The sequence below is a fragment of the Brevundimonas sp. genome (assembly GCF_035626535.1).
Lineage (GTDB): Bacteria > Pseudomonadota > Alphaproteobacteria > Caulobacterales > Caulobacteraceae > Brevundimonas.
This window is the reverse complement of the sequence record NZ_DASPNO010000033.1, coordinates 28,840-44,729: the sequence shown is the minus strand read 5'-3', so window position 1 is coordinate 44,729 and position 15,890 is coordinate 28,840. Positions and strand designations below refer to the sequence as shown.

Here is a 15,890-nt window from a genome sequence, read left to right as displayed (position 1 = left end):
GTGTCGAGATCGCCGTATTCGAGGATCAGCTGGGCGGCCGTCTTGGGGCCGATGCCGGGGGCGCCGGGGACGTTGTCGACGCTGTCGCCGATCAGGGCCTGGACCTCGACCACCTTGTCCGGCGTGACGCCGAATTTCTCGAACACCGCCTCCTCGGCGAGGCGGCGCTCCTTCATCGGGTCCCACATCACCACCGAGGGGCCGATCAGCTGCATCAGGTCCTTGTCGGAGGAGACGATGACCGCCTCGCCGCCGGCGTCGCGCGCCTTGCAGGCGTAGGTGGCGATCAGGTCGTCGGCCTCGTAGCCGGGCAGTTCGACGCAATGGACGCCGAAGGCGGCGGTGGCCTCGCGGACCAGCGGGAACTGGGGGATCAGATCCTCCGGCGGGGCCGAGCGGTTGGCCTTGTACTGATCGTACATCTGGTTGCGGAAGGTCTTCTCCGAATGGTCGAAGATGGCCACCAGATGGGTCGGGCCGTCGGCGCCCTTCATGTCGCGGATCAGCTTCCACAGCATGTTGCAGTAGCCCTGCACCGCGCCGACGGGCAGGCCGTCCGACTTGCGGGTCAGGGGCGGCAGAGCGTGATAGGCGCGGAAGATGTAGGCCGAGGCGTCGATCATCCACAGCCGCAGCGCGGGGCCGTCCTGGGTGAGGGCGCGGTCGGTCGTTTCGGCGGCGGTGTCGGTCATGCGGCGAACATAGGGGGGCGCGGGGCCGCCGTCACCGCCCGCGGACTACGAGACCCAGGTGTTCCTGCACTCGCCGACGGTCCAGCCCGCGAAGCCGGAGTGGACGCGGCATTCGTAGCCCATGCCGGAGAGGGGGCCGTGCATGATGCCGGTCTCGATCACGGCGCCGCGGTCGTCGTAGCCCGGGCGGGCGAAGCTGACCCAGCGCATCCGCTCGCGCGGGTCGCCGGGAGCGTCGGGATCGTAGGACTCGAAGGCGAGGCCGTAGCGGCTCCACTGGCAGCGCGGGGCGTAGTCGCCCTCGAAGCGGATCGGCAGCGGGGGATTGTCGGTGCTGTTGAACCGGTAGTGTTCCTTCGCCACAGCGGCGATGACGGCGCAGTCGTCGCTGTCGGCATGGGGCGTGGGCACGTCAGGGCCCGAGGGCGGCGGCGTGGCGCAGGCCGTCAGCGGCAGGGTCAGGGCGGCAGCGAGGAGGGCGAGGCGCATGACAGCTCCTATCGGGTACGCAGGCCGGTGATGGTGCGGTTGGGCGCGATGTCCTCGGCCGAGGTGATCAGGTGAACGAGGGCGGGACGGCCGGCGTTCCGGGCCGCCTCGAGCGCGGCGGGGAAGTCCCCGGTCCGTTCGCAGCGCACGCCGAAGGCGCCGAAGGCCTCGGCGTAGGCGACGAAGTCGGGGTTGCGCAGGTCGGTGGCGATGGTCCGCTGCGCGCCCGGATAGTGGGTCTCCTGGTGCATGCGGATGGTGCCATAGGTCCCGTTGTCGACGACCACGACGACGGCGTTGATGCCGTACTGGACGGCGGTGGCGATCTCCTGCCCGGTCATCAGATAGTCGCCGTCGCCGGCGATGCAGATGACGTCGCGGTTCGGGTGGACGCTCTTGGCGGCGAGGGCGGCGGGATAGCCGTAGCCCATGGCGCCGGAGGTCGGGGCCAGCTGGGTGCGGCAGGCGCGGTGGCGGTAGAAGCGGTGCAGCCAGGCGGCGAAATTGCCCGCGCCGTTGGTGACGATGGCGTCGGCCGGCAGCACCTCGGCCAGATGCGCCATGCACTCGCTCATGTTGACGGCGCCGGTGACCGGCACAGGTGTCGAGAAGGCCTGATAGTCGGCGTGCGCCGCGGCGGCCTCCTCGGCCCATGTGCGGCCGGGATCGATCGAGGCGAGCGCGAGAGCCGCCAGTGAGTTGTCAGCGGTGGCGCTCATCAGCGGCGTCCAGACGCGGCCCAGCTCCTCGGCGCCCGGATGGATGTGGACCAGGGTATCGGCGGTGCGGGCGCGCTCGAACAGGGTGTAGCCCTGGGTCGGGTTCTCGCCGAGTCGGGCGCCGACGGCGAGGATCAGGTCGGCCGCCCTGGCCCGCGCCGTCAGCTTCGGATTGCAGCCGAGGCCCAGGTCGCCGGCGTAGTTGGTGCGGTCGTTGGAGATCAGGTCCTTGCGCCGGAACGACAGGGCCAGCGGCAGGCCGAGGCGCTCGGCCCAGTCGCCGAGGGCGGCGGCGGCGTCCTCGGTCCAGCCGGAACCGCCCAGCACGAGCAGCGGGCGCTCGGCCCTGGCCAGCTGCTCGCGCACCTGTTCGACGAAGGCCGGGTCCAGCGCCGCCCTGGCGGGGACGACCGGGCGGAGCGGGGCGGGGCCGCCGTCCTCGTGCAGGATGTCCTCGGGCAGGGCGATGACCACCGGCCCCCTGCGGCCCTGCAAGGAAGTGGCGATGGCGCGCTCGACGACCTCGACGGTGCGCGCCGGGGTCTCGATCTCTGTGGCCCATTTGGCGAGGCCGCCGAACACCTCCCGGTAGTCGACCTCCTGGAAGGCGCCCCGTCCCCGGTCGGCCATGGCGATCTGGCCGACGAACAGGATCATCGGCGTCGAGTCCTGATGCGCCGTGTGCACGCCGATCGAGGCGTGAGTGGCGCCCGGTCCCCGTGTGACCATGCAAACGCCGGGCTTGCCCGTGAGCTTGCCGTAGGCCTCGGCCATGTTGGCGGCGCCCGCCTCGTGGCGGCAGGCGATGACCTCGATGCGGTCGCGCACGTCGGCCAGGGCGTCCAGCACCGCGAGATAGCTCTCGCCCGGCACGCAGAAGACACGGTCGATGCCGTTCACGACGAGGGTTTCGACGAGGCGGCGGGCGGCGGTGTTCGGCGGCTGCAGAGTCATCCCGGCGGGTTAGCAGACGGCTCGAACCTTGGCCATGCAACCGCACGGCCACGCTTGCGTTCAAGGCGCGGATTTCACGTCGAAGGGGACCGTCCATGAAGAAGATCATCGCCCTCGGGCTCGTCGCCGCCATGATGGCGGTCTCGGCCTGCAACACCGTCTCGGGCATCGGGCGCGACGTCCGCGCCGCCGGCGACGCGGTGACCTCGGGCGCGGAAAGCGCGAAGCGGTAGGTCTTCGCCCCGGGCGGATCACCTCACGTCCGTCGTCCTCGGGCTTGATCCGAGGATCACACGTGGGGCCCTGCTGTGAGGCGGAGATGGCCCGGCGCGAGTGACCGCAGGCTCCGCCACCGAGCACCGGACGGTCTGGCCCTGGGTCAAGCCCGAGGGTGACGGTGATGGGTCAGTAGCTGACGCCCGTCAGGTAGAGGCCGTCCGACGGGGCCACCGGTCCGCAAGCGGCGCGGTCCCGGGCCTCGAGCGCCCGCGCGACGTCTTCGACCTTCCAGCGGCCCTGCCCGACCTCCGCCAGGGTCCCGGTCATGGACCGCACCTGCCGGTGCAGGAAGCTGCGCGCTTCGAACACCAGATGCACCTCCTCGCCGACGCGCGAGACGCGGGCGACGTCGAGGGTCTTGAGCGGCGACTTCGACTGGCAGGCGATGTCACGGAAGGTGGTGAAGTCGTGCAGCCCGACCAGCGCCTGCGCCGCCGCGTGCATGGCCTCGGCGTCGAGCGGTTTCTTGACGTGCCAGACCCGGCCCCGGTCGAGCGCCGGGCGGCCCGGGCGGTTGAGGATGCGGTAGAGGTAGCGCCGCCCGGTCGCCGAAAAGCGCGCGTGCCACTCCGGCTCGGCCTCGATGCAGTCCAGCACCGCCACCGCCTCCTCGACCATGTGGGCGTTGAGCGCGTTCATCACCGTGCGGGCGGGCCAGGCCTTCTCCAGATCGACGCCGATGACCTGACCGGTGGCGTGGACGCCGGTGTCGGTGCGGCCGGCGGCGGCGATGCGCACCGTCTCGCCGCAGAAGGCGGTGATGGCCCGCTCGACGGCGCCCTGCACCGTCGGCTGATCCGTCTGGGCCTGGAATCCGTTGTAGCCCGAGCCGTCATACTCCAGCGTCAAACGGTAGCGGGGCATCAGGCCAGCACCGTTCCGGCCGGAACAGGGAAGCCGCGCAGCATATCGTCGGCCGGCTGGGCCGCCTTGCCGGGCCGCTGCACCGTCAGCAGCCGCACCACACCCTCGCCGCAGGCCACGCGCAGACCGCCGTCCAGCACCTCGCCCGGCGCGCCCTCGCCCGGCCCCGAGACGCGCGACATCAGCGCCTTGATACGCACCGGCCCCTCGGCGCCCGGCGCCTCGAACCAGGCGCCCGGAAAAGGCGACAGGCCGCGGATGTGGCAATCGATCTCCGCCGCCGGTCGGCTCCAGTCGATGCGCGCCTCGGCCGGGGTGATCTTGCGGGCGTAGGTGGGTTCGCCGGTCTGCGGCGTGCCCTCGACTCCGCCCCGGTCTATGGCGGCGAGGGCACGCGGCCACAGGCTGGCGCCGATGTGCGACATGCGCTCGGACAGGGTCGCGGCGGTGTCGTCGGGACGGATGTCGAGCACTTCGGAGAGCAGGATCGGGCCTTCGTCGAGGCCCTCGGACATGCGCATGATCTGCACGCCGGTCTGGCGGTCGCCGGCCATGATGGCCCGCTGGATCGGGGCGGCGCCGCGCCAGCGCGGCAGCAGCGAGCCGTGGAGGTTGAAGCAGCCGAGGCGGGGCGCTTCGAGCACCTCGCGCTTGAGGATCTGGCCGTAGGCGACCACGCAGGCGGCGTCGACCTCAAGGCTGCGGAAGGTCTCGATGGCCTCTGTCGCCTTCATCGAGGCCGGCGTGAACACCGGCAGCTCCATGGTCTCGGCGAAGGCGTGCACCGGCGACGGCGTCAGCTTCTGGCCCCGGCCGCGCGGCTTCGGCGGCTGGCTGTAGACGGCCACGACCTCATGACCGCTGGCGATCAGCTCGGCCAGCGAGGGCACGGCGAAGTCGGGGGTTCCCATGAAGGCGAGGCGCATGCGAGGCGGTGTGCCTCATGCGCGGGACGGGGACAAGGCGAGGGGGGAGCGGGGACGGGGCCCAACGGGTTTGCGGCGGGTGCGAGGTCCACTTTCGACCCATTGCGGACGTTCGATCAGGATGTGATGATTGTCAGATGAGCGCGCTTTCAGCTTCTGTCGTAGCAGCAATCGCGGTGTCGGTCTCAACTCAGAGCCTCCCGACGCAGCAACTCGGAATGGACGAGGTTACGATCACCGAAGTCTCCGCCGATCCGGGTTTTGTCTCAGGTGTCATGGCAACCGCCGTTGGGGTCCGAGGCACAGTCGCGGGCGAGCAGCGGTTCTACCTGATCCCGTTCATGACCATCGACCAGACTAAGCCCCGTGTAGGCGATAGATGCGCCATCAGTTGGCAGTGGCACTCTGGTTTCGAGTGGTTGCTTGGCGACGGTGGATCGGTTCGCGAAGGACGCATGGTGACCGCCTTCCGCTGCGAACCGGCATCCCATTAGGTCAAGGAGTGATCGTCCGCTTTCCACCCTTTGCAGACGTTCCAGAGCAGCCCAACATCGGCCTGCGTCTTCTCCATTTCATGGCCTCGCCGCATGGGACTCCTGACCTTCAGCCTCAACGTCACCCTGGACGGCTGCTTCGACCACCAGGAGGGAATCGCCGACGACGAGACGCACGCCTTCTTCACCCGCCTGATGGACGAGAGCGGGGCGATGCTGTGGGGGCGCGTCACCTACGAGATGATGGAGAGCCACTGGCCGGCGGTGGCCCGCGGCGAGGTGGACGCGCCGCCGGCGTTACGCGAGTGGGCGATCAAGCTGGAGGCCAAGCCGAAATATGTGGTGTCGTCGACGCGAACGGACTTTCCGTGGACCAACAGCCACCTGATCGCCGGCGACCTGCGCGCGGGGGTGCAGAGGCTCAAGGACGCGACGCCGGCGGGCGTGCTGCTGGGAAGCGGCAAGCTCGCGGCGAAGCTGGACCGGCTGGACCTGATCGACGAGTACAAATTCCTCGTCCATCCCAGGATCGCGGGGCACGGCCCGACCCTCTACCAGGGCGGGCTGCCCGGCACGCGGCGGCTGGAGCTGATATCGGCCACGCCGCTCCGCAGCGGCCCCGTCGCCATGCATTACCGGCGGAGCGCTGACCCGACCTCAGTCCCAGCGCGTGAAGACGCCGCCGCCCTCGTCCCATTCGCCACCGGCGTCCAGCGCGTCGTCGAAGGTCAGCAGCCGGTCGATCAGCATGCCGGCGACCACGCCCACGGCCGCCACGGCGACCAGCGAGACGAGGCTGGCCACGCCGACCTTCTCGTTGCGGGTCAGCCGGCGGCGGCCGGTGGGGTCGATGATGCGGTCGCGGTTGCGCTTGAGACGGGCCATCAGGCGGCCAGCCTCGCCGCCTTCTTGACCCTGGCCACGGCGCGCTCGCGCTTCAGGCGCGACAGGTGGTCGATGAACAGCACGCCCTCGAGGTGATCCATCTCGTGCTGGATGCAGACGGCGTAGAGGCCGTCGGCCTCTTCCTCGACGGTCTGGCCGGCATAGTCCATGTAGCGGATGCGGACCCGGGCCGGGCGTTCGACGGCGTCGTAGACGTCCGGCACCGACAGGCAGCCTTCCTCATACTGGAACAGCTCGTCCGAGGCCCAGAGGATCTCGGGATTGACGAAATAGCGCGGGTTGCGGCGGGCGGCCTCGTAAGCGGCGCGCGCCTCGTCCGTGGCGTCCTCGGCCGGTTCGTCGCCAGCGACGTCGCGGTCGCCCAGGTCCATGACGATGACCCGGCGCGTGTCGCCGATCTGCACCGCGGCCAGACCGATGCCCGGGGCCGCGTACATAGTCTCCAGCATGTCGTCCATCAGGGCGCGCAGCTCGTCCGTCACCGGCCCCTCAACCGGACGGGAGACCTGCTTCAGCACCGCCAGATCGGCGGCGTTGTCGATGGTGAGGATGCGACGGACGGCCATGGCCGGGAGGTAGGGGGCGCCGGCCCGGACGTCAAGATTTCCCAGCGCTGTGCTCGGTTATGCCGCGGCTTCGGGCAGCACCCGCGGCTTCCGGTCGGCGCCGATGGCGACATAGGTGAAGACGCCCTCGGTCACCCGCACCGCCTCGCCGTGGGCCTCGTTGCGCGAGCGCTTCCACGCCTCGACATGGACGCGGATGGAGGTGCGGCCGGTCTTGACCACCTCGGCATGGAGCGAGACCTCGTCGCCGACCGACACCGGCTGGTGGAAGACCATGGCGTCGACGGCGATGGTCACGCAGCGGCCCTGGGCGATCTCGAACGCCGGGGTGGCTCCGGCGAGGTCCATCTGGGCCAGCAGCCAGCCGCCGAAGATATCGCCCTCGGGGTTGGTGTCGGCCGGCATGGCGATGACCCGGCCGACGAGGCGGCCGCGCGGGCCGCCCATCAGAAGGCGCTCTGGCCGGTGATGGCGCGGCCGAGGATCAGGGCGTGGACATCGTGGGCGCCCTCGTAGGTGTTGACCGTCTCGAGGTTCATGGCGTGGCGCATGACGTGCATCTCGCCGGTGATGCCGGCCCCGCCGTGCATGTCCCGGGCCGTTCTGGCGATATCCAACGCCTTGCCGCAGTTGTTGCGCTTCATCATCGAGATGGCCTCGGGGACCCAGGCTCCCTGGTCGAGCAGCCGGCCCAGCGCCAGCGCGCCCTCGAAGCCGAGGAAGATCTCGGTCTGCATGTCGGCCAGCTTCTTCTGCACCAACTGGCGCGACGACAGCGGGCGTCCGAACAGCATCCGCTCGCCGACGTAGTCGCGGGTCAGGTGGAAACAGGCCTCCGCCGCGCCCATGGCCCCCCAGGCGATGCCGTAGCGCGCCTTGTTCAGGCAGGAGAAGGGACCGCGCAGGCCCTTCACGGCCGGCAGCAGGTTCTCTTTCGGCACCAGGACGTCGTTGAGGCCGATGTCGCCGGTGATCGAGGCGCGCAGGCTGAGCTTGTCGCCGATCTTGTCGGTGGTGAAGCCTTCCATGCCGCGTTCGACGATGAAGCCGCGGATCTCGCCGTCCAGCTTGGCCCAGACGATGGCCAGGTCGCTGATCGGGCTGTTGGTGATCCAGTATTTGGCGCCGTTCAGGCGGTAGCCGCCGTCGACCTTTTCCGCCTTCGTCTTCATCGAGGCCGGGTCCGAGCCGCCGTCGGCCTCGGTCAGGCCGAAGCAGCCGATGAGTTCGCCGGCGGCCATGCGCGGCAGGAATTTCATCTTCTGGTCTTCGGAGCCGAAGGCGTAGATCGGATACATGGCCAGCGACGACTGCACCGACATCGCCGAGCGGTAGCCGCTGTCGACCGCCTCGATCTCGCGCGCGATCAGGCCGTAAGCGACGTGGCTGACGCTGGAGCCGCCGTACTGCTCCGGCAGCATGGCGCCGAGGAAGCCCATCTCGCCCAGTTCGGTCATGATCGACTTGTCGAACACCTCGTCGCGGAAGGCGGCGATGACGCGCGGCAGCAGTTTCTCGCGGGCGTAGGAGCGGGCCGCCTCCTGGATCATCCGCTCGTCGTCGGTCAGCCGTCCCGACAGATCCAGCGGGTCGTCCCAGCGGAAGGTCTTGGCGGGAGAAGCGGGGCCGTCGGCCATGGGTGATCTTTCCTAAGCGTGCCGGAGTCGCTGCATGCGTCACGCCATTGATGACGGGCGCCCCCTGTTCTGGCGGGCGGTTTAGGCCAGAATGACGCCGACGGGTAGAGGCGGGGCCCGTCTCAAGCTATGCTGCGCTCATGATACGCACATGGAATCGTCTCTTCGTCGATCACCCGCGCGAGGTCGAGGAGAGCTACCTTCATCACATGGCGGCGTCGTCGCGATTCGGCCTCCGCCTGCTGAAGCTGGCCGGCTGCGCCTTCCTGCACGCGCTGGTGCCGGGGGTGCACAAGGCGACGGTGTCGAAGGCGGTCTGCTGCATGGCTGACGAACTCGACGGCCGGGCCCGCGAGGCGCGCGAATGCCGCATGCGCAATGCCGGGGTGTGGGATCCGGGTCTCTGACGGTGGCGCAAGGCCCGCTTTCCGGCGTCCGCATCCTCGATCTCAGCCGCGTCCTCGCCGGGCCGTGGGCGACGCAGACCCTGGCCGATCTCGGGGCCGAGGTGATCAAGATAGAGCGGCCCGGCGCCGGCGACGACACGCGCCACTGGGGCCCGCCGTTCACCGCCAGGGCCGACGGCTCGAAGGGCGACGCCGCCTATTTCCTGTGCGCCAACCGCGGCAAGAAGTCGGTCGAGCTGGACATCGCCACGCCGGAAGGAGCGAAAATCGTCCGTGAACTGACCAAGAGCTGCGACGTCGTGGTCGAGAATTTCAAGACCGGCGGGCTGAGAAAGTACGGCCTCGACTTCGCGGCCCTGTCGGCGGTCAATCCGAAGCTGGTCTACTGCTCGATCACCGGCTTCGGCCAGGACGGGCCGGACGCGCACCGGGCCGGCTACGACTACATGATCCAGGCCATGGGCGGGCTGATGTCGGTGACCGGCCAGCCGGACGGCGCGCCCGGGGCCGAACCGATGAAGGTCGGGGTGGCCGTCGCCGACCTGTTCACCGGCCTCTACGCCTCCAACGCCATCCTCGCCGCCCTGCTGCATGCCCGCGCCACGGGACAGGGGCAGCATATCGACATTGCCCTGTTCGACGTGCAGGCGGCCATGCTGGCCAATCAGGCGACCAATTTCTTCGTTGGCGGCAGGGCCCCGACGCGGATGGGCAACGCCCACCCAAACCTCGCGCCGTACCAGCCCTTTCCGTGCACGGACGGCATGGTGGTCATCGCCGTCGGAAACGACGGCCAGTTCCGCTCCCTGGCCACCGCGCTGGGCGCGCCCGGCCTCGGCGCCGACCCGCGCTTCGCCACCAACGCCCTGCGCATCGAGCACCGCGCCGTCCTGACCGCCGAGCTGTCGGCCCTGACCGCCGGCCGGACCATGAAGGCGCTGATGCATGCGCTGGAGGCGGCGGGCGTGCCGTGCGGGCCGGTCAACACCATCGATCAGGTGTTCGGGGAGCCGCAGGCGAAGCATCGCGGGCTGGAGGTGACCCAGATGCGCGGCGATCTGTCCGCTCCGGTCCGCACGGTCGCCTCGCCGATCCGGATGTCGGCCACGCCCGTCGCCTACGACCTGCCGCCCCCGGCGCTGGGCGAGCACACGGACGAGGTGCTGGGGCCGCTGCGCTCCGGCGGCTAGCCCGTCGGCGGGTCGAGCAGGAGCTTCAGGACCAGAAACACGACCAGCATCGCGAACGCAAAGCCGACGATCGACAACAGCACGCCCTGCCAGGCCACCGGCCGGAACCGGCGCGGCAGACTGTTGCCCCAGAAGCCGCCGAGCGGGAAGGCGGCCAACGCCATCAGCGTGCCGGTCGCCCGCGTGCCGCCGTCCATATCCGCCATGTCGTCGCCCTCGTCCATCGCGAAGTCCCCGGCGTTGACCCGCGCCAGAAGCGCCCGCGCCTCGTCGATCGTCGACGCCGGCGCCATCAGCCGGATGCCCAGCGCCCGCTGCATCAGCGGGTCGACGGTGGTCTGGAACCGCTCGGTGACGGTCACGTCGATGCCGTGCGACGCCAGAAAGGCCCCGGCCAATTCGGCCTCATAGACGTCGGCGAAGCGGGCGATCTCGCGGAGGCTCATGGAGTGAGCTTTGCATGAGGGTTCCCGGCAAGCCAGAGCTTCAGCGCGCGGCGCTAGCCGAGCGCCATCAGCAGACATCCGGCAAGCGGGAGGACGACGAAGAAGATCACCACGACCACGACGCCGGCCCTCTTCGCCGAGCCCATGACGCCCTGGATTTCATGCTCGTCCAGCTCACCGACCTTGCCCGGCGTATGGTCGACCATCCACTCGTCGCTTTCGTCCGCGTCGAGGCCGCCGAACTCGCCTCTGCGGGCGCGAGCGATCAGGTCGCGCGCCTGGACGATCTGGAAATCCGGGGCGGTGATGCGCACCCCGCCCATGGCGATCTGCAGATGGGCGGCGTTGTTGGCCATCTCGCGGTCGGTCACCCGTGCGTCGACGCCGTGGCTCCTCAGCAGCTCCGTCGCCAGTTCGGCTTCAGGCAGGGTCGAGAACCGGGCCACTTCAAAACGATCCATGACCCGGCCCCTCCGGTTTTCCGGATCAGAGATCCAGCAGCGCCCGCGCCGGATCTTCCAGCAGTTCCTTAACCCGCACCAGGAAGGTCACCGCCTCCTTGCCGTCGACGATGCGGTGGTCGTAGCTCAGGGCCAGGTACATCATCGGGCGGATCTTGACCTCGCCGTTCACCGCCATCGGGCGCTGGACAATGTTGTGCATGCCGAGGATGCCCGACTGCGGCGCGTTGAGGATCGGCGTCGACATCAGCGAGCCATAGGTGCCGCCGTTGGTGATGGTGAAGGTGCCGCCCTGCAGCTGGTCCAGCGTCAGTTCGCCGTCGCGGGCCGCCTTGCCCAGAGCCGCGATGCCCTTCTCGATCCCCGCCAGCGTCAGCTGGTCGGCGTCGCGCAGTACCGGCACGACGAGGCCCTTTTCGGTGCCGACGGCGATGCCGATGTCGTAGTGGTTCTTGTAGATGATGTCCGTGCCGTCGATCTCGGCGTTGACCGCGGGAATCTCGTGCAGCGCCTGCACCACCGCGCGGGTGAAGAAGCTCATGAAGCCGAGCTTGACGCCGTGGCGCTTCTCGAACGCCTCCTTGTACTGGCTGCGCAGGGCCATGACATTGGTCATGTCCACCTCGTTGAAGGTGGTCAGCTGGGCGGCGGTGTTCTGCGATTCCTTCAGGCGGCGCGCGATGGTCTGGCGCAGCCGGGTCATCTTGACCCGCTCCTCGCGCGGCTGGTCGGCGCGCGGCGCGGCCGGGGCGGCGGCGGGGGCCGCAGCCGCCTTCGGTGCATTGATGGCGGCCAGGGCGTCGCCCTTGGTGATGTTGCCCTTCGGCCCGGTGGCTTCGATGGCCTTGGGATCGAGGTTGTTCTCGCTGACCACGCGCTGGACGGCGGGCGACAGATGAGGTTCGTCCGATTTGACTTGGGCCGAGCCGGCGTTGGCGGGGGCGGCCTGGGCCGGGGCGGCGGGCTGGGCCGCGGAGGGAGCGGCCGCGGCGCCGGAGGCGGCGATGCTGCCGATCTGCTGGCCCGGAGTCACGGTCGAGCCGGCTTCGGCGTCGATGGTCAGCACGCCGGCGGCGGGGGCGGAGACCTCCACGGCCACCTTGTCGGTCTCGATCTCGACCAGCAGTTCGTCCTTGGCGACCGTGTCGCCCGACTTCTTCAGCCAGGTTCCCATCGAGCCCTCGGCGACACTCTCGCCCATGGTCGGGGTCATGATCGGCGTCGACCCGCCCGAGGCGGCAGGGGCGGACGCGGCGGCGGGCGCGGCGGGCGCCGGTTCGGCCTTGGGAGCCTCAGCCCTGGGAGCGTCGGCCTTCGGGGCGGCGGGCGCGGCGCTGGCGCCCTCGCTGACGACGCCGAGCACGGCGCCGGGGGTCACCGTCTCGCCGTCGGCGGCGCGGATCTCGGCGAGCACGCCGTCGGCGGGCGACACCACCTCGAGCGAGACCTTGTCGGTCTCCAGCTCGACCAGCACCTCGTCCTTCTTCACCGGATCGCCGGCCTTCTTCGTCCACTTGCCGATGGTGGCTTCAGTGACGGATTCGCCGAGGGCGGGGGTCAGGATGTCGGCCATGTCGGTCAGGCTTTCGTGTCGGTCGTTGCAGCAGTCTAGATTGTCATCCCGGAAACGGCGACGCCGTTATCCGGGATCAGGCGAAGGCGTCGGTCAGGAAGGCGTCGAGTTCTTTCAGGTGCCGGCTCATCAGGCCGGCGGCGGTCGAGGCCGAGGCCGGGCGGCCGACGTAGCGGGCGCGCTTCGATTTCACGTTCAGCTTCTCGAGCGTCAGCTCCAGCCACGGATCGACGAAGGTCCAGCCGCCCATATTCTTCGGCTCTTCCTGGCACCAGACCAGCTCGGCGTCGGGGAAGCGGCCGAGTTCGGTCATCAGCGACTTCATAGGCCACGGATAGAACTGCTCGAGGCGCAGGATGTAGACGTCCTCGCCGCCCTTGCCGTCGGCCACGTTCTTCTCGCGGCGGTCCAGCAGGTCGTAATAGACCTTGCCCGAGCACAGGATGACGCGGCGGATATCCTTGTCGGCCTTGATCTTGATGCCCGCCACGTCGGGCCGGGTCTGGGCGTCGTCGTGCAGCACGCGGTGGAAGGAGCTGCCCTCCGCCATATCGGCGATCGTCGAAACCGCCTTCTTGTGCCGCAGCAGCGACTTGGGCGTCATGATGATCAGCGGCTTGCGGAACGGCCGGTGCATCTGGCGGCGCAGGATGTGGAAATAGTTGGCCGGCGTGGTGCAGTTGGCGACCTGGATGTTGTCCTCGGCGCACTGTTGCAGGAAGCGCTCGAGACGCGCCGAGGAATGCTCGGGCCCCTGCCCCTCGTAGCCGTGCGGCAGCAGCATGGTCAGGCCGCACATGCGCAGCCATTTCCGCTCGCCCGAGGTGATGAACTGGTCGATCACCACCTGGGCCCCGTTCACGAAGTCGCCGAACTGGGCTTCCCACATGACCAGGGTGTTCGGATCGGTCAGGGCGTAGCCGTATTCGAAGCCCAGCACCGCCTCTTCCGACAGGGCCGAGTCGATGACCTCGAACTCCGCCTGGCCCTCGCGCAGGTTGTTGAGCGGAACGTAGCGGGCCTCGGTGGTCTGGTCGACGATGCCCGAGTGGCGCTGGCTGAAGGTGCCGCGCACCGAGTCCTGGCCGGACAGGCGGACCGGGAAGCCCTCGTCGAGCAGCGAGGCGAAGGCGAGGCTCTCGGCGGTGGCCCAGTCGATGTTCTCGCCGGTGGTGATCATCTCGCGCCGGCCGTCCATGACGCGCTTCAGCGTCTTGTGCATGTCGACCTGGTTCGGGATCGTGGTCAGGCGGTGGCCGAGCTCCTTCAGCCTCGCCGCCGGCACGGAGGTGGCCCCGCGGCGCTCGTCGCCGTCGGGCAGGCCGATGCCCTGCCACTGGCCGTCCATCCAGTCGGCCTTCTTCGCCTCGAAGGCCTTGCCGGCCTCGAACTCGGCGTCGAGGAAGGCCTCGAACCGCTCGACCTCGGCGTCGACCGCCGCCTGGTCGATGACGCCCCCGGCGATCAGCCGGGCGGCGTAGATCTCGCGCGTCGACTGCAGGGCCCGGATCTTCGAATACATCACCGGCTGGGTGAAGGTCGGATCGTCGCCCTCGTTGTGGCCGAAGCGGCGGTAGCAGAACATGTCCACCACCACGTCCTTGTGGAATTTCTGCCGGAACTCGGTGGCCACCTTGGCGGCGAAGACCACCGCTTCAGGGTCGTCGCCGTTGACGTGGAAGATCGGCGCCTGGACCATCAGGGCCACATCCGACGGATAGGGCGAGGACCGGCTGTTCCGCGGCGAGGTCGTGAAGCCGATCTGGTTGTTGACCACGAAATGGATGGTGCCGCCGGTGCGGTAGCCCTTCAGCCCCATCAGGGCGAAGCATTCGGCGACCACGCCCTGACCGGCGAAGGCGGCGTCGCCGTGGATCAGCAGCGGCACGACCTTGGAGCGGTCCAGCGCCCACTGTTCGGAGGGCTGGCCGGCGTTGGCCTCGCGGATGTCGAAGGCCTGTTTCGCCCGCGCCTTGCCCAGCACCACCGGGTTGACGATCTCGAGGTGGGACGGGTTGGCGGTCAGCGACAGGTGGACCCTGTTGCCGTCGAACTCGCGGTCCGACGAGGCGCCCATGTGGTATTTGACGTCGCCCGAACCCTCGATGTCGGAGGGCACGGTCGAGCCGCCCTGGAACTCGTGGAAGATGGCGCGGTAGGGCTTGCCCATCACCGCCGCCAGGGTGTTCAGCCGCCCGCGGTGGGCCATGCCCAGCACGATCTCGTCGACGCCGAGGGCGCCGCCACGCTTGATGATCTGCTCCAGCGCCGGGACCATGGCCTCGCCGCCGTCCAGTCCGAACCGCTTGGTGCCGGGGAAGCGCTTGTGCAGGAAGCGTTCGAAGCCTTCGGCCTCGATCAGCTTGTTGAGGATCGCCAGCTTGCCTTCGCGGGTGAAGGCGTTCTGCTCGAACTTCTCCGGCCCCTCGAAGCGCTGCTGGAGCCAGGATTTCTCCTCCGGCTCGGCGATGTGCATGAACTGGATGCCGATGTGGCCGCAGTAGGTGCGCTTGAGGATCGACAGCACCTCGCGGATGGTGCCGGTCTCCAGCCCCAGCACGCCGTCCAGATAGATCGGCCGGTCGAGGTCGGCGTCCGTGAAGCCGTAGAATTCCGGCGTCAGCTCCGGGTTCTCGGTCGGCTGCTCGATGCCCAGGGGGTCCAGTGTCGCCTGCAGATGGCCGCGCACGCGGTAGCTGCGGATCAGCATCAGGGCGCGGATCGAATCGTGGGCCGCGGCGCGGATGGCCTCGGCCGACACCGGGGCCGAAGGCGCGGCCTCAGCCTTCGCGGGCGCCGCGCCGGCCTTCTTCGGGTCGGGCCTCGGGGCGGGCCAGCGGCCATCGAACACGGCGGCCTCCTCGGTCGGCTCCGACACGGGCGAGCGGCCCCAGGCCCCGGCGGCGCTCGCGGCCCTCACCGTCTCGGCGTTGTCCCTGAGCTGGTCGAAGAAGGCGCGCCATTCGGCGGACACCGACGCCGGGTCGGCCGCCCATTTGTCGTGCAGGTCCTCGATGAACGAGGCGTTGGAGCCATACAGGAAGCTGGTCTCGGCAAAGACCTGGTTCAGCCGACCGGCATCGTCCGCCATTGTTCTCGTCACGTCCCTTGGGCGGCGCGCGCACGTCTGCGCGAAACCGGCGCCGCTGATATAGGCGCTGTTTCCTTATGGGTCATGACCGAATGGGGGCGAAAGGGGCGAAATTGTCCGGAATTTCGTGAAATTCACGCGTTCCGTGCCCCACAAGTGAGACATCGGCTCCCAACTCCAGGTCGTCATCCTCGGG

17 protein-coding genes are annotated in these 15,890 nt (G+C 69.3%); 5 read left to right on the top strand and 12 right to left on the bottom strand.

Annotated features, from left to right (window positions below; genetic code table 11):
* From VEC04_RS05015 to VEC04_RS05005, 3 genes are all read right to left on the bottom strand, one after another.
* On the bottom strand, positions 1-692 hold a 692-nt coding region (locus tag VEC04_RS05015; RefSeq protein ID WP_324774466.1), incomplete at its 3' end, for a 5'-3' exonuclease.
* Between the two features lie 45 nt (positions 693-737).
* Complete coding sequence (locus VEC04_RS05010) at positions 738-1,181, bottom strand: hypothetical protein (RefSeq protein ID WP_324774464.1); 444 nt, start codon at positions 1,179-1,181, stop codon at positions 738-740.
* Between the two features lie 8 nt (positions 1,182-1,189).
* Entirely contained in the window at positions 1,190-2,854 is a 1,665-nt protein-coding gene (locus tag VEC04_RS05005) for a thiamine pyrophosphate-binding protein (protein WP_324774462.1), read from the bottom strand.
* A 95-nt stretch (positions 2,855-2,949) separates the two neighbouring features.
* Between VEC04_RS05005 and VEC04_RS05000 the strand changes: the two genes are divergently transcribed.
* Positions 2,950-3,087, top strand: coding sequence for an entericidin A/B family lipoprotein (locus tag VEC04_RS05000; RefSeq protein ID WP_324774460.1), 138 nt, complete (start codon positions 2,950-2,952; stop codon positions 3,085-3,087).
* Between the two features lie 172 nt (positions 3,088-3,259).
* Here the strand turns inward: VEC04_RS05000 and truA are convergent, their stop codons facing one another.
* Both truA and fmt read right to left on the bottom strand, forming a co-directional pair.
* The gene (gene truA, locus VEC04_RS04995) at positions 3,260-3,997 is read right to left on the bottom strand and encodes a tRNA pseudouridine(38-40) synthase TruA (RefSeq protein ID WP_324774458.1); all 738 of its coding nucleotides are present in this window, start codon (positions 3,995-3,997) and stop codon (positions 3,260-3,262) included.
* Positions 3,997-4,923: a methionyl-tRNA formyltransferase gene (fmt, locus tag VEC04_RS04990; protein ID WP_324774456.1), complete on the bottom strand. Its 927-nt coding sequence runs from the start codon at positions 4,921-4,923 to the stop codon at positions 3,997-3,999. Before fmt ends, truA begins: the two co-directional genes overlap by 1 nt.
* Before the next feature lie 137 nt (positions 4,924-5,060).
* Here fmt and VEC04_RS04985 point away from each other — a divergent pair, with 137 nt between their 5' ends.
* Entirely contained in the window at positions 5,061-5,417 is a 357-nt protein-coding gene (locus VEC04_RS04985) for a hypothetical protein (protein ID WP_324774454.1), read from the top strand.
* Positions 5,418-5,510: 93 nt separating this feature from the next.
* Positions 5,511-6,398: a dihydrofolate reductase family protein gene (locus VEC04_RS04980; RefSeq protein WP_324774452.1), complete on the top strand. Its 888-nt coding sequence runs from the start codon at positions 5,511-5,513 to the stop codon at positions 6,396-6,398.
* Here VEC04_RS04980 and def read toward each other — a convergent pair.
* Genes def through VEC04_RS04965 form a run of 3 tightly spaced genes read right to left on the bottom strand, consistent with a single transcriptional unit; the run spans position 6,302 to position 8,526 of the window.
* Entirely contained in the window at positions 6,302-6,889 is a 588-nt protein-coding gene (def, locus tag VEC04_RS04975) for a peptide deformylase (protein ID WP_324774450.1), read from the bottom strand. The genes VEC04_RS04980 and def overlap by 97 nt on opposite strands.
* A gap of 57 nt (positions 6,890-6,946) precedes the next feature.
* Positions 6,947-7,336, bottom strand: coding sequence for an acyl-CoA thioesterase (locus VEC04_RS04970; protein WP_324774448.1), 390 nt, complete (start codon positions 7,334-7,336; stop codon positions 6,947-6,949).
* Positions 7,336-8,526 (bottom strand): acyl-CoA dehydrogenase, encoded by a 1,191-nt coding sequence (locus tag VEC04_RS04965; RefSeq protein WP_324774446.1) that lies wholly within the window; start codon positions 8,524-8,526, stop codon positions 7,336-7,338. Before VEC04_RS04965 ends, VEC04_RS04970 begins: the two co-directional genes overlap by 1 nt.
* 140 nt (positions 8,527-8,666) lie before the next feature.
* Here VEC04_RS04965 and VEC04_RS04960 point away from each other — a divergent pair, with 140 nt between their 5' ends.
* The gene (locus VEC04_RS04960; RefSeq protein ID WP_324774444.1) at positions 8,667-8,933 is read left to right on the top strand and encodes a DUF6356 family protein; all 267 of its coding nucleotides are present in this window, start codon (positions 8,667-8,669) and stop codon (positions 8,931-8,933) included.
* A 2-nt stretch (positions 8,934-8,935) separates the two neighbouring features.
* Positions 8,936-10,123, top strand: a complete 1,188-nt coding sequence (locus VEC04_RS04955; protein ID WP_324774442.1) for a CoA transferase — start codon at positions 8,936-8,938, stop codon at positions 10,121-10,123.
* On the opposite strand, the gene VEC04_RS04950 is transcribed toward VEC04_RS04955, so the two are convergent.
* The 4 genes from VEC04_RS04950 to VEC04_RS04935 all read right to left on the bottom strand — a co-directional run bounded on the left by VEC04_RS04950 (position 10,120) and on the right by VEC04_RS04935 (position 15,694).
* Positions 10,120-10,569 (bottom strand): hypothetical protein, encoded by a 450-nt coding sequence (locus tag VEC04_RS04950; RefSeq protein ID WP_324774440.1) that lies wholly within the window; start codon positions 10,567-10,569, stop codon positions 10,120-10,122. The genes VEC04_RS04955 and VEC04_RS04950 overlap by 4 nt on opposite strands.
* A gap of 53 nt (positions 10,570-10,622) precedes the next feature.
* A complete protein-coding gene (locus tag VEC04_RS04945) occupies positions 10,623-11,030 on the bottom strand; it encodes a hypothetical protein (protein WP_324774438.1) in 408 nt (135 codons plus the stop codon).
* A 25-nt stretch (positions 11,031-11,055) separates the two neighbouring features.
* Positions 11,056-12,603 carry a 2-oxoglutarate dehydrogenase complex dihydrolipoyllysine-residue succinyltransferase gene (gene odhB / locus VEC04_RS04940; protein WP_324774436.1) on the bottom strand — a complete coding sequence of 516 codons (1,548 nt, stop codon included), beginning with the start codon at positions 12,601-12,603 and terminating at the stop codon, positions 11,056-11,058.
* A gap of 76 nt (positions 12,604-12,679) precedes the next feature.
* Entirely contained in the window at positions 12,680-15,694 is a 3,015-nt protein-coding gene (locus VEC04_RS04935; RefSeq protein WP_324774434.1) for a 2-oxoglutarate dehydrogenase E1 component, read from the bottom strand.
* Between the last annotated feature and the right edge of the window lie 196 nt (positions 15,695-15,890).